Raw genomic sequence first — 26,371 nt, 5'->3', positions numbered from 1 at the left:
CCCTTTTTTATATCAACTAGTTTACCCGAAATTAGTGAAATGAAACAAGTAGCTATTTTTAATTGCCTCTTTTTCAACCTTAAAACCAATCATTCACACAAATCAAAATCTTATGAGCAATATAGCAACCTTGTGCTCGGAATTAAAAAATGCCACCGGTAAAGGTGCCATTACTTTTCCTAATAGCTTAGTTACAGCTGTAACCGTAGATGACTTTATCAAAAACGTATTAAAAACGGATAAACTAACCTTTAGCAATGCTACGGTTGCTTGTTCGGGATCTAAAGTAACGTTGACTGGTAATTTTATTTTATTCGGCGTTCACCTCACCGCGAGTTGGGGATTTACTGAAGAAAGTGACGGCAGTATTACGTGGAGTTTAGGAGCTTCTTCAAAGGATTTATCCACCGTAAATACGATGGTAAAGCATTTCTTAACTAAAACCTTCACCTTACCTGCTAATTTGTCTGGGCTTTCTGTGACTAGTATAAGCTTTAATACAAACTTTAATACAACAGATAAGAAGTATTCTTTAGATCTTGACGCCAAAACAAGTTGGGGAGAAGTAGAGCTATTTGTAAAAAATAATTCGGGTACATGGGGCGCAGCTTTAGGAATTGGAGTTTCGCAAGCCTTTAATCTATCAAAAATTGATAGTACACTAACTGTATTTAATGATCTGCAATTTTCAGATTCTGCTATTGTCATTTCAGATTTTAAGGATGATAAACTCAAAATTGTTGGAATTACTGGAGTAGTCGACGGAGTAGAATTTGTTTCCACATTAGCATTACAAGCCAATGCAGGTAAAACGCCACTGCAAGTGTTGACTAATGAAATGTCAAAAAGCTTACAAAACATTCCTTTACAAATCAGTATCGACTTGACGAAAACTAGTTTTGAAGTCAAGGCAGCTATCGAAAAATCTTTTGGTTTACCTGGCTATTCCAAGATTCAATTATCAGGGATCGAAATGGATATAACCTCGACACCGTCTATTAGTTTACAAGGTACCTTGGAGTTACCAATAAAAATTCCTGCAAAACCAGATGTAAATGAAATTCAGGTTACCGGAGCTATTTCATTTACCTATTCTGATGGAACAGGCACCATACAAGCCACACTAAATAGCGATACAGAAATCATATATCCATTTGACTTTTATGGTGTCACCTTAGAAGACGTTGGTGTTGGATTGGATGTCTCTTTTGGTGTTGAAACAGGTGCAGGTATTACCTTAGAAGGAGCATTCCTTTTAGGACAGGCTAAAACTAAACTCGATGAAAAGTTTGCCATTACCATGGAATTTACGGACGATCTTCCTAATCCGTCATTGCTGTATTGTGAAACTAAAAACCTGAGTCTTCCGGTAATTTTTAATTCAGTAATTGATAGCGGCATAACCTTGCCAAAGGCACTAAGTGAATTCAGTTTTGAAGATCTTATGTTTTACTGGTGTGATAAGGCACAGCAATTACCAGATGGCACACAATGCCAGGTGGGTATAGGGTATAACGCGGCTATTGATTTTTGGGGATTCCATACCTATTCGGCATTAATGATTAACCAAGGTACGGGTATAAAAGGGCAGGCGAGCATTGACCCCATTAATCTATTAGATGGTTCTATATCCTTAACAGGTAAGGGACAGGCTGGACACGATGTAAAAGCAGGAGGTGCCTATTTTGATTTTGATACTACAGTTGAGTCCTTTGATGTTAGTGTAGATGCTGAAATTTTAGGGATGGAAGAAGTGGTTGATGCTTCTGTATCACCCACTGCTTTAGATATTCACGTGCAGTCAAATCTTGGATTTTTGGAAGATAAGATAGATGTAAAGTTTAAGGACGGGGGTACCAAGATGTCTTTTGATAGTAGTCTTTCCATAGGAATAAATGCAAAACCTTCAATAACAATAGGTGGAATAAATTTAGGAACTATTACTATTAACGATACTATGACCGGTACTTTATCGGTATCGTTTATCAATGGAGCATTGTCAGCTTTGGTAGATGCCAGTTTTGATTTTAATGGCGAAAAATTTGGGTTTAAATTTGATGTAGGTACTAATCTTAGAGACTTAGGTAACCTTGCACAGCATATCGAACAAAAAATTGTAGCAGAAGCTACATCTATCTTTGCAAGTTACTTTGCCGATGTGACCAATTATATTAGTGTTTTAGGTAAAGGACTCATTAGTGGAGGAGCCTTTGTGGTCAATGTATTATACCACGTATATAAAACCTCAATTCCACAACTATTTGAGGCGCTGGCAAAATTACCAGATAGTTATCATGTGGATGGTACTGTAGATTTTCCTATAAAAATTGCTCCTGGTATACCTTCAGAGAGCTTCCACGCGGACTTAGGACATTTGGTCAATGTGCATGCAGATAAGCACGCGGATCTACCTATCGTAGGTGGACATCATTTTAGCGAGCATGCGGATCTAGATGTTAGTAAAAGCGTATCCACACCGGCTTTTAATGTAACGCTTATTGATATTGATCCCAGTCAGCATTTTGATATGATGATGCCACCAGCAGCGCATGCGGATGCTACCTCGCCTCCAATAAACGTTTCTGAACATTTAGATGCAGCATTTGTAGGTGGTGATTTAGGAGTAAGTGGCAATGTAGGGGTGAATAGTAATATGGTCCTGAATTCAGATATCAGCTTGCACGCTCACCTTAATGCTACGGTTCACGGTGGAGTTAATGTAGGGATACACGGAGATATATTGCATATCGGTATCCATGCCGATAAGCACGAGGATGCCGGAACCCATGTCGATAAAGGTATTTAATCTCAAAATTAAGAACACATGGGAGTAGAAGTAAGACCATTAGGGGTCAAATGTAATATCGCCTGTCAGTATTGTTATCAGCATCCGCAAAGAGATGTGGAGGATTCAACCCAGAAACCTTATGACATAGAAAAAATGAAGAAGGCAATTCTACAAGAAGGGAAGGACTTTACTCTTTTTGGTGGAGAAGCGCTCATGGTGCCTATAGAAGATCTTGAGAAATTATGGGCCTGGGGGCTGCAGCAATTTGGACAAAATTCCATACAGACCAATGGATCACTTATTACACAGGCACATATTGCATTATTTAAGAAATATAAAGTTAGTGTTGGTGTATCTATTGATGGGCCTAAAGCGCTGAATGACGTACGATGGGCAGGTTCATTAGAGCGTACTCGAAAAATGACGCAACAATCTGAGGATGCCATTACTAAATTGTGCGATGAAGGGTTACAACCTTCTATTATCATCACACTCCACAGAGGTAATGTGGGTACTGCAGAAAAGCGTCATCAAATGGGGGAGTGGATCAAGCAATTAGATAGAATGGGAGTGCGATCGGCTAGATTACATCTTATGGAAGTAGAAAGCGAAAGTATTAGAGCGGTATATCATTTAAGTGAGCAACAAAATATCGACACCTTGCTATTTTTTCATCAGTTAGAAGATGAACTTCATCAGCTAAAATTTGACATTTTTAGAGAGATTAGAAACTTAATGAGTGCTGATGATCACGGGGTAAGTTGTGTTTGGACGGGGTGTGATCCTTATACCACCTCTGCTGTTCGTGGAGTTGAAGGTAATGGACAACGCAGTAACTGTGGTAGGACCAATAAAGAAGGTATCGATTTTGTAAAATCAGGCTTACCCACTTATGCGCGTTACCTAGCCTTATATAATACTCCACAAGAAAATGGAGGCTGTAAAGGCTGTCGCTTCTTTGCCATGTGCAAAGGGCATTGCCCCGGCACTTCTTTAGTAGGAGACTGGCGTAATAGAACCGAACACTGCAAAGTTTGGAAATCGCTATTTCAAATCACGGAAGATCAAATGGTAGCCGAGGGTAAAACACCTTTATCAACACATCCTATCCGTTCTTTTATAGAGGCTAAACTTGTCGAAGGGTGGAGTAATGGAATAAATCCATCGATAAAAATGCTACTTACTAAAGTAGCTCTTCAACAAAAACAACAATCTCATGCAACAGCTAGCGTATAATATTCCTGGGTTTAAAACGATAGCCTGGGTAAGTGATGCCGCAGAGAACGTATGGGCTACTCGCTTTGTTAAAGTAGATAATGCGATTATCGATACTACAATACGTATGATTACGGATAGTAAGTGCAGGTCATTTATCCTGATAGTAGAAGGCGCTATGTATTTTAAAATACTTGATCGGATTAAGGAACTACCAATTGACCTTGAAGTTGTCTTTTTAGGTAAAAAAACCGAAACAGGGCCGGTATTTTACGAAATAAGGTTGACCCATCAATTAAGTGTTACCAGCGAAAACAGTAGTTGTTGTATTGTAGCTACCCGTAGAGCTAGGCAACATTCTCAAAAAGAACAAATTTGGCAGGCAGCCTTAACAACGCATGGGATAGTCCAGGAAGAGGAACTGATAAAACTACCTGAGACTAGTGATAGTAGTGTTTTTTTTCAAAAATTGATCGTCACGGTAGGTCCACAGCATCGATGTTGTCTGGATTGTTCAAACCAAAGGAAACAAATTGATCTTTTGTTCGAAAATATGGAAAGCTATGGTTTTGTAGAAGAATTGAATTGGTTACAAGAAATCTACAGCTGGCCAGTGGAATGGTCTGTAATGCATGGGATTTGCGAACTGAGAACCCCGGTAGTTAAGCTGGCTTATGATACAGATGCTACACCCATCGCATATACTGTGCAGCTAGATGGATCCTCTTATCCGATAGAAGGAGCATCAGGGAAGAGATTCCCGTATCGCAAAAAATCATTTCTAAGGGTCTCAGACTCTAAATCATTTAAAGCAGGTTTACAACATGGAAGTTAATACAGCAATTCGATTACAAGATTGGGAAAAAATGGCTGTAATGCAGCCAGATAGTAGTGATACAAATTTATTTTTACACTATAGTCAAGATACCTCATTTGTTAAAACGGCAGCTGCTACTGCAGGTGAACCTACCATTTTTGGAACCACGGCATTGCGTCATTTTGATTGGCCCGCATCTTTTTTAGAAGAGTTTCAACACGCTCCATTCGATCATCCTAGCATAAAAAAGGCAGAAGAACTACTGAAGCTTTGGCCAGAAGCCTATCACCAAATAGGAGCATTGATTACAGCATTTAATCCGGTTTTAATTAAGGGGGTTGTAGACTCCGAAGATTATGCAGGGTCAAACAGTCATCAGCCTAAAAATACATTGGGAGCAATCTGGGCAACCGTACATAACCCCTTGTTGTTAGCTCAGGCCTTGGTGCACGAGATGGCGCATAATAAATTGTTTTGTTTAGGCCAACATTTTGAATCTAAGTTACCCTTGTTTATAAATGGTGATGAAGAGCTTTTTGATAGTCCGATTCGGTTAGATATTCCCAGACCCATGGCTGCACTTTTTCATGGCGTTTATGCATTTACACACGTGCTTAAACTAGATCGCATTTTATACCAGCAAAAACCAAATCTAAAAAACACGCTATTAAGTTTAATGCTTCACAATGCACTTCGTCTTAAAAAGGGTATTGAAATCATTTCCAAAAATGCAAAACTTACGGATCAAGGTAAAGCGTTTGTAAACAGCTTTATTCCTTGGGCTTTGGATGAGATCAATAGCTGTCTAAACATTTGTAAAAAGGAAATACAACAGAAAAAAAATAACCCCATAGTGATTATAGGTCCAGATAGCCCTGAGAAATACCAGTTGGCTTCCTCATTGGCAAAACACGGTCAAAAAGACATTGTATACAGTAAAGAAGTATGTTTGGAAATTTGGTCTAAGTCTGCGGTGATACAAAAGAAGCAAATAGCATTATACGGTTCTGAAGAGGTGGCAAAGATTTTTAGGAATAGCACTAAATTTTCAACTCAGGAAATGCTACAAAATTGGATGAATACTGGGGTTTTAGATCTTGAAGAAATTGAATTTATGCAACTTCAACTCCATCATTTTTTACTTACAGAACAATCAGATAAAATCCTTTGTTTAAGCGCAGAGCATAGTTTCTTTACTAATTCATCGTTTTTAAATCGTCTTTTGCAATTTTATAGAGATTTAGGGGCAAAAGTGATTTATGCAAGACCTAATTTACCTATTGAATCTGCAGTATCGTTTCTACAACAAGAGGACTCTCAACGATCAAGAGCTGAATTGTATCAACAATTATATCATCCATCCTATCGCACTTTGTCAAACTTTACCTATGATTCAACTAGGATTGAAACAGAAGCTTTACAAGAACTTATACAAACTATTGCATAATGAATACTAAGAACTTCTATGTTAACTTTGGGGTACTACCTAATACCCCATCTTTTCGCGAACTCGCTGCAACACCGCGTTGGCAATGTCTGAAGCTTTTTTGGCCCCTACGGCAAGTGCTTCATCTACTTCATTGAGGTTTTGCATATAGTAATTATATTTTTCACGTTGGATGGCATACTTTTCGATGATCAGCTCATATAAAGCTTGTTTAGCGTGTCCATACCCATAATTACCTCCTTCATAATTAGCACGCATTGCTGCAGTTTGCGAAGGAGTAGCGATTAGTTTATACAAAGCAAAAACATTACAAGTATCTGGATCTTTAGGTTCTTCGAGCGGAGTGCTATCTGTTTGTATGGTCATTATTTGCTTACGAAGCTTTTTGTCCGGTAAAAATAGGTTAATGATATTACCTTTGGACTTACTCATTTTTGCGCCATCGGTACCGGGAACATACATAGTATCTTGCTGTACCTGAGCTTCAGGTAAAACAAATAGTTCTCCAACTTGATTATGAATCCTAGAGGCAACATCTCTGGTCATTTCAAGATGCTGCAATTGATCTTTTCCTACCGGTACGATCTCTGCATCATATAACAGGATGTCTGCAGCCATAAGCATAGGGTAGGTAAACAATCCTGCATTTACATCTTCTAGACGGTCCGCCTTATCTTTAAAAGAATGGGCCAATGTCAATCGTTGATACGGAAAGTAGCAACTTAGATACCAGGACAATTCCGTAACCTGTGGAATATCACTCTGTCGATAAAAAACAGTTTTATCAATGTCTAGTCCAAAAGCTAACCAGGTAGCAGCAGTGGAGTAGGTGTTATCGCGTAGAGTAGCAGCATCTTTAATCTGAGTTAAGGAATGCATATCAGCAATAAACAAAAACGATTCATTATCAGGTTGATTAGCCATTTCTATAGCTGGGATAATGGCACCAAGAAGATTCCCTAAATGCGGAGTTCCTGTACTTTGCACACCGGTCAAAATTCGAGACATAATAGGCTTTTAAATGAGTTTTATTGACTTGTCATATTCACAACAAAGACATACTGACACTTGTTGTTCATTTTACGAGCGCAAAGGTACTTTTTTGTTCACATAGGTCAAAGCAATTGTGTATTTTTGAGCCTATGTTCATATTACGAGGCATTCTTATTATACTGTATCGCATATGGTTCTACCTATTGGTGGCAATCCCTATCATTGTATTATTTCCTATACTATTGATACTTTCTTCTACCGAAAAATGGTATCCTCAGTTCTTTACACTAGCCAGGGTTTGGGCCAGAATTGTGTTATACGGAATGGGCTTTATACCCAAAGTTAAATCGAATGAAGAGGTATTACCAGGAAAAAGTTATATGGTGGTTGCTAATCATACTTCGATGACAGATATAATGCTCATGCTGCACTGTGTAGATCATCCATTTGTATTTGTAGGTAAAAAAGAACTGGCAAAGATTCCTATTTTTGGATTTTTCTACAAAAGGACGTGTATATTGGTGGATCGTAACAGTCAAAGAAGTAGAAAAGAGGTTTTTGATAGGGCTCACGCTCGATTGCAAGGAGGTACTAGCATATGTATTTTTCCTGAAGGTGGAGTGCCGGATGATTTGGAACTGGTTTTGGATGAGTTCAAAGATGGAGCATTCCGATTAGCTATTGATCATCAAATTCCAATTTTACCTTTGACGTTTTACGATAACAAAAAACGGTTTTCGTATCAATTTTTTACCTGCAGTCCCGGAAAAATGCGGGCGCTGATTCACAAAGAAATACCCACTGTGGGTCTTACGCAAAATGACAAAAGATCTCTCAAAGAAAAAACCAGAGCAATTATTTTAAACAGTTTACAAAAGGATTTGGAGCGCTAAGCGGTTAAAATTTAAAACTTACTCCTGTATACAACCCAAAATAGTAAGGTCTAAAGTTACCTTCATTGTCATCAATCGCATTGAACTGATATTTAAATATGGGTTCAACATTGATTAAGAACGAATCGGTTAGCTTATAGTCTAAACCTACTCCAAGATTACCGCTAAAGCTAACTTCGTTTAGGTTATTAATTCGTCCTACAGGTGTTACGAAGTCACCAGAAAGTATTGATAGCTCATTTCCTTGTAGAAAAAGTGTACTAATCCCACCTATCATATTTAGCCCTATTTTATTATCCAACAGGGCATATTTTAATTCTAAAGGTACTTCCAGGTAATTAAATCTATGATTTAATAGTCCTTCATTCTGTTTTACGCTAACGACTTCACTATTTATATCACTTGCCAATGAAGTACTTCCACTGGGATCCAGATCTGTGATATAGATGGCATTGGCGTTGGCATTATAATCTACGTTTTTTAGATTTTGGCCGGAAATCGTCGGGCTAAAACCTACATCTTTGGTATTATAACTTAGATCTACCTTGCTTAAACCAGTTCTTACACTTAGCTTATCGCTTAATTGGTAAGCTAGTTGAACCCCATAACTCAGATTAAGTTGTCCTGCTTTACCATTGTCAGAAAAGCGAGAATCAACCGAAGATCCGTTTCCTTCATGATCATAATAAACAGGAGCCAGAATGGGTGAAACATTCCATTTTTTATCGCGATTAGCTACCTTTTCGGTTGGTTTGGATTTATTTTCTTTGATCGCATCAAAAATGGATTTTTTGTCATCAAGTGTTGATGCGTTTGCTGCTGCCTCCTCATCCTTTTTTACTAGGGGTGTCGTACTGGCTAAACTGCTTGAAGTATTTCCAGTAGTAGCATCTTCATTGTCTTGCTTAATTTGTTGATCAACTGCAGGAGTAGCAGCTAAACTGTTTTTGGTACCTGTTGCTCCACTTTCTGTGAAGTTATTTTCGTTTGTCTTGTTTGCAGCGTAAGTGGATTTAGTATGGTTTTTGCTTATGTTATCAGGCGTAGATAACGACGAAGTTTGGGCAGTCGCATTGTCATTACGGTTAATGGTTTTGCCATTAGAAGTTGTTGTTTCAGTTCCTCCAGTAGTTTTTGGCCTAGCTTCTGGTTTTGTTTTAGTATCAGATGTTATTCTCGTATTATTTTTGTTAGAAATATCGTTTGGGACTTCTTCTTTCGGAGTATCCACTAAGCTCGGAGTACTTTCTTCTTTAAAATTTGTATAAAATAGCGTGAATACTATCGCTAAAGCAGCGGCAACTCCTGCTACTTTATACCATAGCGGTAGGACTAAAAAACCTCTTTTTTTCTTTTGTTGATGGGCCTTAATTCTTTTCCATACAGATTCATCTGGCATAACTTCAAAATCCCTGAATTTTTCCTGAAAAAGTCTATCTAAATTTTTGTTGTTATTCATCCTTCCACCTTAATTGTAGTAAAATAACTATGTTGTTTTGTTTCTATTTTTTCTTTTAAAATATGTCGTGCTCTAGCAAGATTCGATTTTGAAGTTCCTACCGATATGTTTAACATTTTAGCAATCTCCTTGTGCGAATATTCGTCAAGAACATACAGGTTGAATACCAATCGATATCTATCCGGAAGTTCTTGGATCAGCTGTAATAAGTAGTTCAAACTAATTTCATCTTCTTCCACGGCTACTTCGGTATCGATGATGAGGTCTTCATCAACAATATCAAAAACTTTTTGTTTTCGATACTTTTGAAGCGCCGTATTAATTGTAATTCGTTTAAGCCACCCTTCAAAAGATCCCTTTCCTTTATACTGATCAATTTTGGCAAAAATAGTGATAAAGGAGTCCTGTAAGGTATCCTCAGCAGCGCTATAATTAGTACAATATTTAAGGCAAAGCGAAAATAGTTTACCTGCAAACAGTCGGTACAATTGTTCTTGCGCTTTAATGTCTTGCTTTTTGCATTTTTTTATGAGTCTTTTTAAACTCACTCAGTATATTTTTAGATGTGCTATTGGATTACGGGTACTTCTATCGTAATAAATTCATTTTCACCTTCATCATTTCTTCCATTCCAAAATCTGAAGACGTATGCGCTTTCATCACCAACAAAAAAATCAAATGAGGCTTCCGTAAAACGCGTAGGCTCTATATCCTCGCAATTCATTCGGTCAACAACTACATTAACTACTGATACTGTTCGTTCATTGCCGATCCTGTTATAATCATAGCCAGAAAAGCTATGACAGGTCGAAGGCCTGTAATACGAGGTAGTTATGGTATAGGTTTCTCCACTGACAAATTGATTAGGGATATCTACCGCTTCTATTGGTATTAACTCATAATAAAAACGAGTCCCATCAGCATCATCATCGAAGCAAGAAGACACTCCTAACATCACAAACAAAAGCAATAGAAAGGTGGTTCTTTTCATGGATCAAATCAAAATTTAGTTTAAAACATATAATCTTCTATAGATTAGATGAATCAAAAGCGTTAAGGTTGCGTTTAAGGTATAAAAAAATCCTGTCAAAGGACAGGATTTTTTAAATGGTAATTAAATTCGTTTTATTCTGTAACGATTTTAATCGCTTCTTTTATTTTACCTTCAAGTTCTTCCATTAACTCAGGATTGTCATTAAGGAGATTTTTAACGGCATCACGCCCCTGACCTAGTTTGGTGTCTTCATAGCTAAACCAAGAACCACTTTTCTTAACTATTTCATAGTTCACACCAATATCAATAATCTCTCCAGTTTTAGAAACCCCTTCGCCATACATAATATCAAACTCTGCAGTTCTAAATGGCGGAGCTACTTTATTTTTAACAACCTTAACTCGAGTCTTATTCCCTTGCACCTCGCTATTGCTATCTTTAATTTGTGCAGATCGTCTAATATCCAATCGAACAGAAGCATAAAATTTCAACGCGTTACCTCCAGTGGTAGTCTCTGGGTTACCAAACATTACACCAATTTTTTCTCTTAACTGGTTGATAAAGATAACCGTACAATTAGTTTTGCTTATGGAACTCGTTAGTTTTCTTAGTGCTTGAGACATTAATCGAGCGTGTAACCCCATTTTAGAATCTCCCATTTCACCTTCAATTTCACTTTTTGGTGTTAGCGCAGCTACCGAGTCAATCACTATGATATCTATTGCACCAGATCGAATTAGGTTATCGGCAATTTCTAAAGCCTGCTCTCCGTGATCTGGCTGCGATATAATTAAGTCATCAATATTAACCCCTAGCTTTTTAGCATAAAAACGATCAAAAGCATGTTCTGCATCAATAAATGCTGCAATACCACCAGCTTTCTGTGCTTCCGCTATTGCGTGTAAGGTTAAGGTCGTTTTACCAGAGGATTCTGGCCCAAATATTTCTATCACTCGCCCTCTTGGATAGCCACCTACACCAAGTGCCAAATCTAACCCTAGAGAACCTGTAGATATCACATCAACTTCTTGTACAGCACTGTCACCCATTTTCATCACAGTACCTTTACCATAGGCTTTGTCTAATTTATCTAGGGTTAGCTTAAGTGCCTTTAATTTTGCATCTTTTTCCGAACTCATTTTTCTTTAAATCTTTGTTGATATATCGTAAATAATGTTTGCTAAAGTAGTGTTTCTTTTTTAGAGTTACTAGCTCGTTTTTCAATTGATTATTAACAACAAATAAATTCTGCAAAGAATTTATTTGTTGACTTTTACCATAAAAAGGAAGATCAGTACGCAACCTTTTTGAATGTACTACATCTAAAGGGAAAGCAATCAGAACAAAAATGAAGAAGGGAGATATATGAAGTTTCTTAAAAGAGTCATATCAAACAACCCGGATTCGTATGCAGGTACATATGTAAGTAGCTGTATTGTTGAAGGTGGCTAGCTTCGTTAAGAATATTTTAGATATTGAATAAATTAAAATATTAGTAACGAATTGGCCAAAAAATGCTGTGGTAAAACTACCACAGCATTTTTTTATGCAACTACGCGTCGGTAAATCTTGCCACATTCAGCAGGTATTAGTAGTTTTGCAGCTTAATTTTATTTCTTTTAACTTAAAACGAAGGTATAGCATGCAACTGTACAACAAATTAAGTGCAAAAGAAAGGGAAGCATTAATTGAGGAGGCCGGACTAGAACGGCTAACGCTTTCTTTTTATCAATATGCACACGTAGGAAACCCTCAAATTTTCAGAGATCATTTATTTATTCATTGGAGCGAATTGGACGTTCTGGGTAGAATTTATGTTGCTAGAGAAGGTATTAATGCACAACTTTCAGTACCAGCTCCAAATTTTAACAAGTTCAAAACCCATTTAGATAGTATTACTTTTTTAGAAGGAGTACGTCTTAATATAGCTCGTGAACAAGACGATAAATCGTTTTTGAAATTAAAAATTAAGGTTAGAGACAAGATTTTAGCCGATGGCTTAAATGATGAGACCTTTGATGTAACCAATAAGGGAGTCCACGTAGATGCAGCAACCTTTAATGAACTAATTGAAGATCCTAATACGATCTTAGTTGACATGCGTAATCACTATGAGAGTGAAATCGGCCATTTTAAAAATGCAATCACACCAGACGTGGATACCTTTAGAGATTCTTTGGACATTATTGAAGAAGACCTAAAGCCGCATAAAGAAGACAAAAAACTGGTAATGTATTGTACTGGTGGTATTCGATGTGAAAAAGCTAGTGCTTATTACAAGCACAAAGGGTTCAAGAACGTATATCAATTGGAAGGTGGTATTATTGAATATGCACGCCAAGTTGAAGAGTGTAAATTAGAAAATAAATTTTTAGGTAAAAATTTTGTTTTTGACCATAGAAGGGCAGAGAAAATAGGTGAAGAAGTGATCTCCAACTGCCATCAATGCGGTAAGCCTTGTGATACCCATGTCAATTGTGCTAATGAAGCCTGCCACCTGCTATTTATTCAATGTGAGGAGTGTGCTCAAAAGATGGAAAACTGTTGTTCGGACGAGTGTGTTACCATCAATAGATTACCTTATGAAGAACAAAAAGCATTGCGCAGAGGAAAACAAAATAGTAATAAGATTTTCAAAAAAGGAAGATCAGAAGCACTGATCTACAAAAAATAAAATTGAAAACCGTAAATATCCTATGGAGTATTAGAATTTCATAGTATATTTAACCATTAGGATACTGCGTAAGTAGTAAATGTAGAACTGTATTTTCCGTTTTTAGTAAACGAGTAAATCTCAATATAAAATGATGTATGGGCTGTAGTAGTTGTTCTTCCGGAAAAGACGGACAACCAAAAGGGTGCAAAAATAATGGAACTTGTGGTACGGATGGCTGTAATAAGCTCACTGTATTTGATTGGTTATCCAATATGTCTCTACCAGGAGGTGTTGCGCCATTTGCGTGTGTAGAAGTTAGATTCAAAAATGGAAGAAAAGCCTTTTTCAAAAATACCGAAAACTTGTCATTAAGTATAGGGGATGTGGTGGCTACTGAAGCCTCACCAGGTCATGATGTAGGTATTGTATCTCTTACCGGAGAATTGGTAAGAATACAAATGAAAAAGAAGAAGGTTGATGTAGATAGTGAAGAGGTTAAAAAAGTATATCGAAAAGCCTCTCAAAAAGATATTGATATCTGGCAAAAATCGCGAGATCGAGAGGAAGCAATGAAAGTGCGTGCCAGAGAAATTGCGATCCGTCTGCAATTACAAATGAAGATTTCTGATATTGAGTTTCAGGGCGATGGTTCCAAAGCTACTTTTTATTACACTGCTGAGGAGCGTGTAGACTTTAGACAACTGATTAAAGATTATGCACAGGAGTTCAATATCCGAATTGAAATGCGCCAAGTTGGTTTTCGACAAGAAGCCGCACGATTAGGGGGTATTGGCTCTTGCGGTAGAGAATTATGCTGTTCAACTTGGCTTACAGATTTTAGATCGGTTAATACCAGTGCTGCACGATATCAGCAACTATCTCTTAACCCACAAAAACTCGCAGGGCAGTGCGGAAAGCTTAAATGCTGCCTTAATTACGAATTAGATGCTTATATCGATGCCCTAAAGGAGTTTCCCAAAACCGACATAAAGCTAAAGACCGAAAAAGGAATTGCGGTTTGTCAAAAAATAGATATTTTTAAAGGATTGCTCTGGTACGCATATGAAGGAGAGTGGATGCACTGGCATAAAATATCCGTAGAATATGCCAATGAAATCATTGAGGCTAATCAGAACAATCAAACTGTTGCCAGTTTAGAGGAGTACGCTTCAGAATTAATTGAAGATACTAAAGTGGATTTTGAAAACGTTGTAGGTCAAGACAGTCTTACACGTTTTGATACAAAAACCAAACGCAATAAAAAACGAAGAAAAAGTCGAAATAAAAGAAAGCCTACAACGGCTAAGCCAAAAGACACCAAAAATCAACAATCTTCGGGCAATCAGAGAAGGCGAAAAAAACAAAATAATAAAGGAAATAAACAAAAACCTCCGCAGCGTAAGAATGATAAAAAGTAAGTTAGGAATAGCATTGTGTACTTTTTTGGTGTTTCAGTCTTGTGATCGTAATAGCGTTTATGATTCCTATAAAACGGTTTCGCAAAGCTGGGAGAAGAGTGAAGTAGTTGAATTTAAATTACCACAATTGGACTCCACTGCTACCTATAATTTATTTATCAATATTCGAAACAATAATAATTATCCCTACAGCAATCTATTTTTAATTAGCGCCATGGAATTTCCTAATGGTAAAATCGTTACGGATACCTTAGAATATGAAATGGCTGCCCCCAATGGAGAATGGCTTGGAACCGGATTTTCTGACCTCAAAGAAAACAAACTCTGGTATAAGGAAAAAGTGCGTTTTGTAGAGCAAGGCACTTACAAAGTTACCATTCAACATGCGATGCGTAATAATGGAGAGGTACTCGGTGTTAATTCCTTGGAAGGAATTACAGACATCGGTTTTAGAATTGAAAATGCGAGTAAACCCAACGAATAATGGCAAAAAAATCAACAACACCTACAAAAAATAAAGACAAAAAATCTTTCAACGTTTTTACATATATCAAATGGTTTTGGATACTATTTGCTACCGGTATTGTAGCAGTAGTTTTTATTTTTCTATTGGCGAGTTGGGGAGTATTTGGAGAAATGCCCACTTTTGAGGAATTAGAGAATCCACAAAATGATCTGGCTACCCAAATCATTTCTGCTGACGGTAAACAAATAGGAACATTTTTTAGAGAAAATAGAACACCAGTACTTTTTGAAGATTTGCCAGATCATGTTGTAGAAGCATTGATTGCTACCGAGGATGCCCGCTATTATGAACATTCTGGTATTGATGCCAGGGGTACGTTAAGGGCAATATTGTTTTTGGGGTCAAGAGGTGGGGCTAGTACAATTACTCAGCAATTAGCAAAACAATTATTTACAGGGGGATCTCAAAATCGATGGGAAAGATACCTACAAAAGGTACAGGAATGGGTGATAGCCACGCGATTAGAAAGACAATATACTAAGCAAGAGATCATTGCTATGTATTTGAACAAGTATGATTTTTTGAATCAAGCTATTGGTATTGGTTCAGCCTCTAGAATTTATTTCAATAGAGCTAATCCGAAGCAGTTAAAGATTGAAGAAGCTGCCACATTAGTGGGTATGCTTAAAAATTCTTCCTTATATAACCCTAGAAGACGACCTGAGTTGGTGGAAACCAGACGAAATACTGTATTAGCCCAGATGGCTAAATATGGATACCTCAGTGAAAAGGAAAAGGATAGTCTTCAGGCAATTCCATTAAAATTAGACTACAATCCAGAAGACCATGATGACGGTATTGCCACTTATTTTAGGCAATATGTAAGAGATTGGGTAAGTGATTGGGCCAAAGCCCATCCGAAGGGCAAAGATGAGGAAGGAAATGATATGTATTTCGATATCTATAGAGATGGTCTGAGGATCAATGTAAGTATCGACTCGCGTATGCAAAAGTATGCTGAAGAAGCTGTACGTGAGCATATGGCTAATCTACAGAAGGAATTTTTAAAACAAGAAAAAACCAATAAAACCTCTCCATTTAGAGATATATCTAGCGAAGAACGCGAACGGATCATCATGCGAGGAATGAAAAACTCGGATCGGTATTATGTATTAAAACAACAAGGGATGTCAGATCCTGAGATATTTGATACGTTTACCAAGAAAACAGAAATGAAAGTATTCTCTTGGGATGGATATAAGGATACCATTATGACACCTAGAGACTCCATTTTGTATCACAAAGCGTATTTACGTTCGGGTTTAATGTCTATGGAACCTCAAACGGGTTATATTAAAGCTTGGGTAGGAGGAGTAGATTATAAGTATTTTAAGTACGATCAGGTTAACCAGGGCGCTCGACAAGTGGGTTCTACTTTTAAACCCTTTGTGTATGCCACCGCGATTGATCAGCTTAAGTTATCTCCTTGTGATACCTTACCAGTAGCACAGGTAACCATACCAGCAGGTAAACATGGGGTAACTGAAGATTGGACGCCAAAAAACAGTGATGGGGAGTATGCAGGTTACCTTAGTTTAAAAGATGCATTAGCACAATCCGTAAATACAGTATCTGCGCGATTAATGGATCGTATTGGGCCAGAAACCATAATAAGATTGGCCAGGAAATCTGGAATTGAATCGGATATACAGCCAGTAGCTTCTATAGCCTTGGGATCTGTTGATTTAAAATTATCCGAGATGGTAGGCGCGTATAGTACGTTTGCTAACCAAGGTATCTATACTAAGCCTGTAACTATTACAAGCATACAAGATAGTAATGGAACCATACTCTATCAATTTGTACCAGAGACACGAGATGTGATTAGTAAAGAAGCAGCTTTTGTCACTATCAATTTAATGGAAGGGGTAACACAGTCAGGATCAGGAGTACGACTACGTACAGGTCCGAGGGATCGTTATGATTTCAAAAATGTAATTACCGGATATCCTTATTTATTTGAAAACCCAATTGCCGGTAAAACCGGAACTACACAAAATCAAAGTGATGGCTGGTTCATGGGGATCGTCCCTAACTTGTGTACCGGGGTATGGGTTGGTGGCGAAGAACGAGCTACACATTTTTCATCTACACAATACGGACAGGGAGCTACTATGGCTTTGCCAATCTGGGCCTTGTATATGAAAAAATGCTATGCTGATAAAGCGTTAGATGTTTCTAAAGAAGCGTTTCCGGTACCGGAAAATTTAACCATTCAAATCGATTGTGAGGAATACAAAAAAACTACCGAAGAGAATATCGATGTAGATGAAGAATTTGGTTTTTAATAGTAAGGTAACTTCATAACATAGCGTATACAAACTTCTTCAAGTTGCTTCTGTAGACTATTCTTTTTTTAGTACTTTTAAGTGCTAAAATTAAAACAACTATGATCACTAAAACGGTAAAAGGTGTCTCCGACGCACTCCAAGGTGTTGCCGATAATATGACCCTTATGCTTGGAGGATTTGGGCTTTGTGGTATTCCAGAAAATGCAATAGCAGAATTAGTACGCCAAAATGTAAAAGGGTTGACCTGTATATCCAATAATGCTGGTGTCGATGATTTTGGGCTTGGACTATTACTTCAAAAAAAACAAATTAAGAAGATGGTGTCTTCTTATGTTGGTGAAAACGAAGAGTTTGAGCGTCAAATGTTAAGTGGAGAACTTGACGTGGAGTTAATACCACAAGGTACATTAGCTGAACGTTGCAGAGCTGCACAAGCTGGCTTTCCTGCCTTCTATACACCCGCCGGATACGGTACAGAGGTTGGAGAAGGTAAAGAATCAAGAGAATTTAACGGTAAGATGTATATCTTAGAAAAAGCCTTTGAAGCTGATTTTGCCTTTGTTAAGGCGTGGAAAGGTGATGAAGCCGGAAATCTTATATTTAAGGGGACGGCACGAAATTTTAATCCTTGTATGTGTGGTGCTGCAAAGATTACCGTTGCCGAAGTGGAGGAATTAGTCCCTGCAGGAGAATTAGACCCTAATCAAATCCATATTCCTGGGATATTTGTACAACGTATTTTTCAAGGCAAAAACTATGAAAAACGAATTGAACAACGTACAGTAAGAAAAAAGTAAGCAAACGGTCAGTTACCAAAAAAAGACAAAATAACATGTTAGATAAGAACGGAATCGCTAAACGCATTGCGAAAGAATTAGAAGATGGGTACTTCGTAAATTTAGGTATTGGTATTCCTACCTTGGTGGCGAATTACATTCCCGATCATATTCAGGTAGAGTTTCAAAGTGAAAATGGGGTATTAGGTATGGGGCCATTTCCTTTTGAAGGTGAAGAGGATGCAGATATCATCAACGCCGGTAAACAAACCATTACAACGCTGCCAGGAGCTTCATTTTTTGATTCAGCGATGAGTTTTAGTATGATACGCGGTAAACACGTAGATTTAACCATTTTGGGCGCTATGGAAGTAGCGGAAAATGGAGACATTGCCAATTGGAAAATCCCAGGTAAAATGGTAAAAGGAATGGGAGGTGCTATGGATTTGGTGGCTAGTGCAGAGAATATTATCGTAGCTATGATGCATACCAATAGAGCAGGCGAGTCTAAATTACTTAAATCATGTACACTGCCATTGACGGGTGTAAAATGTGTCAAAAAGATTGTTACTAATATGGCGGTAATTGAAGTAACGGATAAGGGATTTAAATTAATAGAACGAGCCCCAGGAGTAAGTGTGGAAGATATCAAAAAGGCAACAGCAGGAACCCTAATTGTTGAAGGTACGATTCCAGAAATGGAATTGTAAGATTACCTCACTTACTTAGAGCTCACTTACGAATTCTTTTTTAGTCAGGACGAATACTAAATTATAAAATACTACGTTTAGTTAATAAGTATAAGATTTAAGGCTTATAAGTAGGAAAAAAACTACAAAGTATAGTTTATTTATTCGACGTTAGAGTATTACTTTAAGCCTAAAATCAGGACTTAATCTAATAAATGTTAAAATTTTGTGTTTTTCATCGATTTATTGAGTATTTAAACGTGAAATTGAGATATTTTTTGCATTTTAGTGCTCCGTTTAAGAATCCACTTACTTAATCGGAATAGTTGACAAGAATTATAATTTTTTAACCCCTTTTATTGCCCTATTATGAAAAAACGTATAAATCGTATTCAGAAATCCGTAAAACCCACTATGGAATTGATTTCTAATTGCATGTACTTAGCTAAAAAAGTATTTTTGTTGATGTGATTTTTTGTTGTTAATCAATCACACTTCCCCCAAGTCGTGATGAACGAAACCTGTTAACCTGTATTGAAGTTTAACAGGTTTTTTTTATGTCATCTTTAAGTTGTCTTTTGATCTTATATAATGCCTTTTGGTATGGCTTGGATAAGTTTTTGTGTATACGGATTTTTTGGGTTTGCATAGACTTCATCTGCCTCACCTTTTTCTACGATCTTTCCTTCGCTCATTACTAATAATTGGTCAGACATATATTTCACCACGCTAAGGTCATGCGAAATGAAAAGGTAGGTAAAACCATACTCTTCTTTTAAATCGTTTAATAAGTTCAATACCTGTGCTTGTACAGAAATATCCAATGCACTTACTGATTCATCGCAGATAATTAATTTAGGTGCTAAGGCAATAGTTCTGGCAATCCCAATACGTTGTCGTTGACCACCACTAAATTCATGCGGATATCGATTGTAATGCTCAGCACTTAGCCCCACTGCTTCTAGTAATTCAATCACTTTATCCTTGCGTTCTTGCTGGGAGGCATACATACGATGTGCTTGCATCGGTTCAAGAATGGCTTGTCCAACAGATAATCTGGGATTAAGGGATGCAAAAGGATCTTGAAAAATGAGCTGGATATCTTTTCGAAACGATCTAAATGCCGCATTGGATAAATTGGTAATATCCTGACCTTTGTAATATACCGCTCCGCGATCCGCTGTTTCAAGATTTAAAATCAGATTTCCTAAGGTGGATTTCCCACAACCGGATTCCCCCACTAACCCTAAAGTTTCTCCTTCGTATAAGTTAAAACTTACATCATCCACTGCTTTGAAGCCTTTCTTTTTCATAAATCCACGGGTAGTAAAAAAGGTCTTTTCTAAATTTTTCACTTCCAATAAAGGAGGTTTACTATAAAGTGTTTTATGCTTTTCTTTTCGTTCTTCGGGTGTTATGATGTTAGATTTCTGCTCTTTATTTGCTAGCAACTGTTTAATGGTCGGTAGTCGTCTAGGTCTATTAAGCATTGATGGCTTTGCCTTTAATAAAGCTTGGGTGTAGGATTGTTTTGGATGGTGAAAAATTTGAGAGACTGTACTGTATTCTACAACACGACCTTGATACATAACGGCGACTTCATCGGCAATTTCAGATACCAGCGATAAATCGTGAGAAATAAAAATAATACTCATTTGATATTCACGCTGCAATCCTTGTAATAACTTAATGATTTCTTTTTGTACGGTTACATCAAGAGCTGTTGTGGGTTCATCAGCTATTAATATTTTAGGTCTACAGGCAATTGCCATCGCAATCATTACCCTTTGTTTTTGGCCACCGCTTAATTGATGAGGATATGAGGAGTATGCGCGGCTTACATCCGGTAATTTTACTTTTTCAAAGAGGGAAAGCACTTCGGTCTTGGCAGCTTTAGCACTAATTTTTTGATGTAATCGTATAATTTCTTCCACCTGTTTGCCACACCGCATAGAAGGATTTAAGGAGCTCATAGGTTCTTGAAAGATCATAGAAATTTCATTTCCTCGAATGCTTTGTAAGGATTTAGGGGGTAAATCCAGTAAATTCTGTTCTCTATAAACGATAGTTCCGCTACTGACTTCGGTTATTTTTTGAGGAAAGAGCTTTAAAATGGATAAGGCAGTGACCGACTTACCACTTCCAGATTCGCCAACTACACCCAGTATACTGTTGGCTTTAAGTGATAGGTTAACATCAAATAACACCTGTTTATTAAATTCATTAGTGGTAAATGAAAGATTAAGATTTTTTATCTGAAGTAGCGTTGTCTCTTCCATAGGTGTAAACTCGTGTAAAGTTAGCCAATTAGCTCGTTTTTCAATAATTTTAGAAAAATTTTTTTGGTTTGATATTTGTTATCTTTACCCTCAAATAAGACTATGAACTTATCTAAGCTTTCACTAAGTACAAGAATATTTATCTCCATGACCGTATTGGTTATGTTGGCTTCTATTCTTATTGCTACGGTGACCATTTATCAGTATAAGGAAGAGTCTGAAGAGTATCATAAAGATCGCTTACAGCGAAAGGAAGAACGGATCAAGGTGGCTATTGATAATGTACTACGAAGTACAACATATCCTGTTACCAAAGATAATATTGTGCTAATCTTTAGAGAAAGTTACCGAAATGATCAAGAAGGTAGAATTTATCAAATCGCTGAGGAGCATTCTTTACCCATAAATATTTATAGTTTAGAAGGAAAGCCATTGCTTAAATCAGATCCTACCTTTGTGAAAAATGAAAAAGGATTAGATCAAAAGCTATTAGACACCTTAGATGTAATCGTGGATAAGCGCTTTTTGATCAAAACAGAACGTGATGGAGAGGAGTTTTTGTCTTCTTATGCCTATATCACGGATAATAAAGCCAAACCTTTGGCCATACTCAACATCCCATATATTGAAAATGATGATTTTATTCAACGCGAACTCTACGAATTCTTAAAAAGATTAGGTCAGGTCTATTTATTTATGCTTATGATCGCTATCGCTTTGGCGTATCTTTTATCGCGATATATTACCAGATCATTAAAGACGATATCAGATACTATTGATCAAACCCGGTTGGATAAAAATAATAAGCGAATAGAGATTGGCGAAACCAGTGAAGAGATTTCTTCATTAGTTACTGCCTATAATAGTATGATCGATGAATTAGAGGAAAGTGCGGCCTTGTTAGCCAGGAATGAACGAGAAGCCGCCTGGCGCGAGATGGCCAAACAAGTAGCCCATGAGATTAAAAACCCACTGACCCCAATGCGTTTAACCGTGCAAAGTTTTCATAGAAAATTTGACCCAACAGATCCCAACATAACTCAAAAGGTACAGGAGTATAGTAATACCTTAATACAGCAAATAGACACTATGAGTTCAATAGCATCTGCTTTTTCTACCTTTGCACAAATGCCAGCTCAAAAGAATGAAACCCTGGATGTGGTGAAGATTGTACGTATGGCGTTGGATATTTTTAATGAAGTTTATATTGTTTCTCCTGAAGAAAAGGAAGGTATTATTGCTAAATTGGACCGAACACAGCTGATCCGTGTAGTGACCAATCTAGTCAAAAATGCCATACAAGCGATACCTAAAGACAGAGATCCAAAAATAGTTGTTGATGTATTTACCGAAAATCAAGAGGTAATTATTACTGTGGCGGATAATGGGATTGGTATTTCTGAAGAAAACAGTAAGAAAATATTTGAACCTAAATTTACGACCAAAAGTAGTGGAATGGGGTTAGGATTAGGAATGGTAAAGAATATTGTGGAAACCTATAATGGAAATATTACCTTTACCTCTCGCGAAGGAAAGGGCACTGTTTTTAAAGTAAAGTTTCCAAGAGAATTTCAAGAGTCGACAACACAAAACAATCATAATTAATCTTTTACTATGTATAACAACATAACATCATCAACTAAAGAGGGAATTACTACGATTACGATCAATCGTCCCTCAAAATTAAATGCCCTTAATAGAGAAACCATACAAGAATTACATCAAGCATTTAAAAGCGCGGATGAAGATAAAAATACCAAGGTGATAATAATTACCGGTACCGGAGAAAAAGCTTTTGTGGCTGGTGCTGATATCAGTGAGTTTGCTGATTTCTCTGTGGAAGAAGGAGGTAGCCTGGCGGCTAAAGGGCAGGAGCTTCTATTTGATTTTGTAGCTAATTTGTCAACTCCAGTGATTGCAGCGGTAAATGGATTTGCCTTAGGTGGTGGATTAGAATTGGCTATGGCAGCTCATTTTAGAGTGGCTAGCGAAAACGCAAAAATGGGATTACCCGAAGTATCGCTTGGTGTTATACCAGGATATGGAGGAACCCAACGCTTACCGCAATTAGTGGGTAAGGGTCGCGCTATGGAAATGATTATGACGGCTGGTATGGTGGATGCTAAACAAGCATTACAATATGGATTAGTGAATCACGTAGTTAGTCTTGAAGAATTAATAGTATTTACAGAAAAGTTAGCTTCTAAAATAATGAGAAACTCCAGTGTGGCGATCGCAGGAGCGATCAAAGCGGTTAATGCAGCATATGATGAAAGCGTAGATGGTTTTAAAGTAGAAATTGCCCAATTTGGTAATTGTTTCGGTACTGAAGACTTTAAAGAGGGAACTACCGCATTCTTAGAAAAGAGACCTCCCAACTTTCCTGGGAAATAATTTATATAAAAAGCCTGGAGAGATCCAGGCTTTTTTATTTATAGAAATTCATTTCATCAATATATTGCCAAACTGCTTCAGGCAATAGCGGTCTTATGTTTTTTTGATCGGCAATAGATTGCCGTATAAATGTAGAGGAGATTTCCATAACCGGAGCATCAATTCTATGAATTTTAGCGTGATGTAAAAATTCGTTTTCCACAGTGTCTTTCGAAATTCTAGGGTACACAAACAATTCGTGATTTTCTAAAATGACTTCATAGTTCTTCCATTTATGGAAGCTTTTTAGATTGTCTTCGCCCATAATAAGGTTAAAATGATACTCTGGATACTTTTCTTGTAGGTGTATTAGCGTATTGACTGTGTAATTCGGTTGTGGTAATTTAAATTCAATATCACTGGGTGTAAGCTTGCCGTATGTGGCAGTAGCTCGATAAACCATTTCATAACGGTGATGATTATCCAGTAAAGAGCTTTTATTCTTAAAAGGATTATGGGGTGTAACTATCATCCAAATTTCTTCAAGATCTGAAAATTCGGCCATATGATTGGCTATGGCCAGATGCCCAATATGTATGGGATTAAAGGTACCAAAGTATAAACCTATTTTTTTCATACAGTAATGGTGTTCTTTAGCGTAAAGGTATGTATCACTTTTTTATGTAGCACTACTGGAGGTATCCAAAAACTTTTTAACCAATTGATAGACTTCTTGTTTTGCTTTTTCCAAATCGTCATTGGTTACAATCGCATCAAACTGTGGTGCGGTAGCCAGTTCGGTAGAAGCTTTGGCTACCCGCATGTTGATTTTATCTTCAGATTCGGTTTTGCGCTTTTTCAAACGAATTTTAAGCTCATCAATGCTCGGTGGCTTCACAAAAATGGCTAAAGTCCTTTCAGGATAAATACGCTTTATATCTAAACCGCCAACCACATCAATATCAAAGATGACGTGCTTACCATTATCCCATAGGCGTTGCACCTCTGTTTTTAGCGTACCATAAAAATTATCACGATACACTTCTTCCCACTCTAAAAACTCATCCGCTTTTATTTTATCCTTAAACTCTCTTAGGGATAAAAAATAATAATCTGTTCCGTGTATTTCTCCTGCTCTTGGCTCTCTGGACGCAGCGGATATGGAGAATCCTAAATTCAATTCTTCGCAATTTAACAAATACCGTACTAGGGTGGTTTTGCCACTACCTGATGGTGCAGAAAGTACGATTAATTTACCTTGATGCATTATAATACGTTTAGCAGTTGTTCTTTGATCTTTTCGAGTTCATCTTTCATTTGTACTACCAATTGTTGCATTGGGGCGTAGTTCGCCTTGCTACCAATGGTATTGATCTCCCGACCAATTTCCTGACTTATAAAGCCTAGTTTTTTTCCGTTGGAGTCTTCAGATTTAGTGCTCTCAATAAAGTAGCTCAAGTGATTGGACAATCGCACTTTTTCCTCGGTGATATCATATTTTTCGAGGTAATAAATAAGCTCTTGTTCAAAACGATTTTTATCGACCTCTTCTTTCAGATCTGCTACGGCTTTCTCCAGGCGTTCACGCACTGCGGCAATACGTTCAGGATCAATTTCTATTACATTGTCTAATAACTGTTTGATATTATTGATGCGTAATAAAAAGTCTTCTTCTAAGGCTTTGCCTTCGTCGCTTCGATAGTCGTTGATTTCCTCTAAAGCTTTAGTCAGTGTATCTGTTATAGCTATAAATTCTTCTTCGTCTATCTCGTCGCGTACCGTTTTAAGAGAATCTGGCATGCGAACAGCCATTTTCAATAATTCTGTTTTGTCGGTTGGATGTATGGCTTCTAATTGACGGATATAATCCTTAACAATTTCTTGATTGATTTGAGTAGAATTTTCTTCGCCAGTAACTTCTACATAAAGGCTAAGATCAACCTTGCCTCGTTGTAGTGCATTGGCAATCGCATTTCGCATTTGCAATTCTTTTTCTCTGTACTGAGAAGGTATTCTGGCGTTGATATCTAGATTTTTACTATTCAGTGATTTTACTTCAATAGTAATTTTTTTTGAGGGGAGTTGTAAAATACATTTCCCAAAACCGGTCATCGATTTAATCATACAAGTAGTGCTTATCAGCCACGAAGATAAGGAAAAGTAAGAAGTTAGCTAAGGCGCGCCCATACAACTTACCCCTTACCCTCAAGCCTCAGGGTTTTTATCACGAATTCTTTTATATAATTTGATGCCCAGCATAAGTAAAACAGCAAGTAGAACAATGGCAAGGGTTCCATAAATCCAGTTGACAGCATCTTTGACGATCACTAAAAAGATGACCGAAAAAAGAATAATGGTAGACCCTTCATTCCAGATGCGCATTTGATTAGAACTCCATTTATAAATGTCGTTTTGTAACTGCTTAAAGATTTGATGGGATTTTAGGTGATACAAAAACAGCAAAACGATGAACCCTAATTTGACCTGCATCCAAGCTTGCTGTAACCACCCTGGCTGTAAAACTAATAACCAAACCGCAAATAGAGTTGCAAGGATAGCAGAAGGCCAGGTAATGATATACCAAAGCCGTTTGGCCATGAGCTTCAATTGTTTTCCTAAAATCTCTTTTTCAGGTGATGGTTTTGTCGCCGCCTCGATTTGATACACAAACAACCTGGGGATATAAAAAAGCCCTGCAAACCAAGTTATTACAAAGATGAGATGCAGGGATTTTATGTAATCGTACATGCTTACTTT

23 protein-coding genes are annotated in these 26,371 nt (G+C 37.3%); 13 read left to right on the top strand and 10 right to left on the bottom strand.

Going from position 1 to position 26,371, the window contains the following annotated elements:
• The first annotated feature begins 112 nt into the window (after positions 1-112).
• From EV197_RS01950 to EV197_RS01935, 4 genes are read left to right on the top strand one after another with little or no spacing between them, the layout of a single operon-like run.
• Positions 113-2,806: a hypothetical protein gene (locus EV197_RS01950; protein WP_130285054.1), complete on the top strand. Its 2,694-nt coding sequence runs from the start codon at positions 113-115 to the stop codon at positions 2,804-2,806.
• Between the two features lie 18 nt (positions 2,807-2,824).
• Complete coding sequence (locus EV197_RS01945) at positions 2,825-4,024, top strand: radical SAM protein (RefSeq protein WP_130285053.1); 1,200 nt, start codon at positions 2,825-2,827, stop codon at positions 4,022-4,024.
• The gene (locus tag EV197_RS01940; protein ID WP_130285052.1) at positions 4,005-4,838 is read left to right on the top strand and encodes a hypothetical protein; all 834 of its coding nucleotides are present in this window, start codon (positions 4,005-4,007) and stop codon (positions 4,836-4,838) included. Before EV197_RS01945 ends, EV197_RS01940 begins: the two co-directional genes overlap by 20 nt.
• Positions 4,828-6,267 carry an aKG-HExxH-type peptide beta-hydroxylase gene (locus EV197_RS01935; protein WP_130285051.1) on the top strand — a complete coding sequence of 480 codons (1,440 nt, stop codon included), beginning with the start codon at positions 4,828-4,830 and terminating at the stop codon, positions 6,265-6,267. Before EV197_RS01940 ends, EV197_RS01935 begins: the two co-directional genes overlap by 11 nt.
• Positions 6,268-6,306: 39 nt before the next feature.
• Here EV197_RS01935 and trpS read toward each other — a convergent pair whose 3' ends face one another.
• Positions 6,307-7,275 (bottom strand): tryptophan--tRNA ligase, encoded by a 969-nt coding sequence (trpS, locus tag EV197_RS01930; protein WP_130285050.1) that lies wholly within the window; start codon positions 7,273-7,275, stop codon positions 6,307-6,309.
• 134 nt (positions 7,276-7,409) lie between these two features.
• On the opposite strand from trpS, the gene EV197_RS01925 reads away from it, so the two are divergent.
• Positions 7,410-8,153: a lysophospholipid acyltransferase family protein gene (locus tag EV197_RS01925; RefSeq protein ID WP_130285049.1), complete on the top strand. Its 744-nt coding sequence runs from the start codon at positions 7,410-7,412 to the stop codon at positions 8,151-8,153.
• A gap of 4 nt (positions 8,154-8,157) precedes the next feature.
• On the opposite strand, the gene EV197_RS01920 is transcribed toward EV197_RS01925, so the two are convergent.
• The 4 genes from EV197_RS01920 to recA all read right to left on the bottom strand — a co-directional run bounded on the left by EV197_RS01920 (position 8,158) and on the right by recA (position 11,745).
• Complete coding sequence (locus tag EV197_RS01920; protein WP_130285048.1) at positions 8,158-9,612, bottom strand: outer membrane beta-barrel protein; 1,455 nt, start codon at positions 9,610-9,612, stop codon at positions 8,158-8,160.
• Positions 9,609-10,160, bottom strand: coding sequence for an RNA polymerase sigma factor (locus EV197_RS01915; RefSeq protein WP_130285047.1), 552 nt, complete (start codon positions 10,158-10,160; stop codon positions 9,609-9,611). The genes EV197_RS01920 and EV197_RS01915 overlap by 4 nt, the downstream gene beginning before the upstream one ends.
• A gap of 20 nt (positions 10,161-10,180) precedes the next feature.
• Positions 10,181-10,603, bottom strand: a complete 423-nt coding sequence (locus EV197_RS01910) for a hypothetical protein (RefSeq protein ID WP_130285046.1) — start codon at positions 10,601-10,603, stop codon at positions 10,181-10,183.
• Between the two features lie 134 nt (positions 10,604-10,737).
• On the bottom strand, positions 10,738-11,745 hold the full coding sequence (gene recA / locus EV197_RS01905; RefSeq protein WP_130285045.1) for a recombinase RecA: 1,008 nt from the start codon (positions 11,743-11,745) through the stop codon (positions 10,738-10,740).
• A gap of 503 nt (positions 11,746-12,248) precedes the next feature.
• Here recA and trhO point away from each other — a divergent pair.
• From trhO to EV197_RS01875, 6 genes are all read left to right on the top strand, one after another.
• A complete protein-coding gene (trhO, locus tag EV197_RS01900) occupies positions 12,249-13,280 on the top strand; it encodes an oxygen-dependent tRNA uridine(34) hydroxylase TrhO (RefSeq protein WP_130285044.1) in 1,032 nt (343 codons plus the stop codon).
• A gap of 137 nt (positions 13,281-13,417) precedes the next feature.
• On the top strand, positions 13,418-14,680 hold the full coding sequence (locus EV197_RS01895; protein ID WP_130285043.1) for a PSP1 domain-containing protein: 1,263 nt from the start codon (positions 13,418-13,420) through the stop codon (positions 14,678-14,680).
• Positions 14,667-15,164, top strand: a complete 498-nt coding sequence (locus EV197_RS01890; RefSeq protein ID WP_130285042.1) for a gliding motility lipoprotein GldH — start codon at positions 14,667-14,669, stop codon at positions 15,162-15,164. The genes EV197_RS01895 and EV197_RS01890 overlap by 14 nt, the downstream gene beginning before the upstream one ends.
• Positions 15,164-17,494, top strand: a complete 2,331-nt coding sequence (locus EV197_RS01885; RefSeq protein ID WP_130285041.1) for a penicillin-binding protein 1A — start codon at positions 15,164-15,166, stop codon at positions 17,492-17,494. The genes EV197_RS01890 and EV197_RS01885 overlap by 1 nt, the downstream gene beginning before the upstream one ends.
• 101 nt (positions 17,495-17,595) lie before the next feature.
• The gene (locus tag EV197_RS01880) at positions 17,596-18,294 is read left to right on the top strand and encodes a CoA transferase subunit A (protein ID WP_130285040.1); all 699 of its coding nucleotides are present in this window, start codon (positions 17,596-17,598) and stop codon (positions 18,292-18,294) included.
• 35 nt (positions 18,295-18,329) lie between these two features.
• Positions 18,330-18,983 carry a CoA transferase subunit B gene (locus EV197_RS01875; protein ID WP_130285039.1) on the top strand — a complete coding sequence of 218 codons (654 nt, stop codon included), beginning with the start codon at positions 18,330-18,332 and terminating at the stop codon, positions 18,981-18,983.
• A gap of 563 nt (positions 18,984-19,546) precedes the next feature.
• On the opposite strand, the gene EV197_RS01870 is transcribed toward EV197_RS01875, so the two are convergent.
• Complete coding sequence (locus tag EV197_RS01870) at positions 19,547-21,241, bottom strand: ABC transporter ATP-binding protein (protein WP_130285038.1); 1,695 nt, start codon at positions 21,239-21,241, stop codon at positions 19,547-19,549.
• 102 nt (positions 21,242-21,343) lie between these two features.
• Here EV197_RS01870 and EV197_RS01865 point away from each other — a divergent pair, with 102 nt between their 5' ends.
• Positions 21,344-22,846, top strand: a complete 1,503-nt coding sequence (locus tag EV197_RS01865) for a sensor histidine kinase (RefSeq protein ID WP_130285037.1) — start codon at positions 21,344-21,346, stop codon at positions 22,844-22,846.
• Positions 22,847-22,855: 9 nt separating this feature from the next.
• Complete coding sequence (locus EV197_RS01860; RefSeq protein ID WP_130285036.1) at positions 22,856-23,635, top strand: enoyl-CoA hydratase/isomerase family protein; 780 nt, start codon at positions 22,856-22,858, stop codon at positions 23,633-23,635.
• A 34-nt stretch (positions 23,636-23,669) separates the two neighbouring features.
• Here EV197_RS01860 and nadD read toward each other — a convergent pair whose 3' ends face one another.
• From nadD to EV197_RS01840, 4 genes are all read right to left on the bottom strand, one after another.
• The gene (gene nadD, locus EV197_RS01855; protein WP_130285035.1) at positions 23,670-24,251 is read right to left on the bottom strand and encodes a nicotinate (nicotinamide) nucleotide adenylyltransferase; all 582 of its coding nucleotides are present in this window, start codon (positions 24,249-24,251) and stop codon (positions 23,670-23,672) included.
• A 42-nt stretch (positions 24,252-24,293) separates the two neighbouring features.
• Positions 24,294-24,881, bottom strand: coding sequence for a guanylate kinase (gmk, locus tag EV197_RS01850; RefSeq protein ID WP_130285034.1), 588 nt, complete (start codon positions 24,879-24,881; stop codon positions 24,294-24,296).
• Entirely contained in the window at positions 24,881-25,738 is an 858-nt protein-coding gene (locus EV197_RS01845; protein ID WP_130285033.1) for a YicC/YloC family endoribonuclease, read from the bottom strand. The genes gmk and EV197_RS01845 overlap by 1 nt, the downstream gene beginning before the upstream one ends.
• An 81-nt stretch (positions 25,739-25,819) precedes the next feature.
• Positions 25,820-26,362, bottom strand: a complete 543-nt coding sequence (locus EV197_RS01840; RefSeq protein ID WP_130285032.1) for a CopD family protein — start codon at positions 26,360-26,362, stop codon at positions 25,820-25,822.
• Positions 26,363-26,371 lie beyond the last annotated feature (9 nt).

The organism is Aquimarina brevivitae, from assembly GCF_004216895.1.
Taxonomy (GTDB): Bacteria; Bacteroidota; Bacteroidia; order Flavobacteriales; family Flavobacteriaceae; genus Aquimarina; species Aquimarina brevivitae.
Note: the sequence above shows the minus strand (reverse complement) of the source record. Positions and strands in the feature narration are given on the sequence as shown.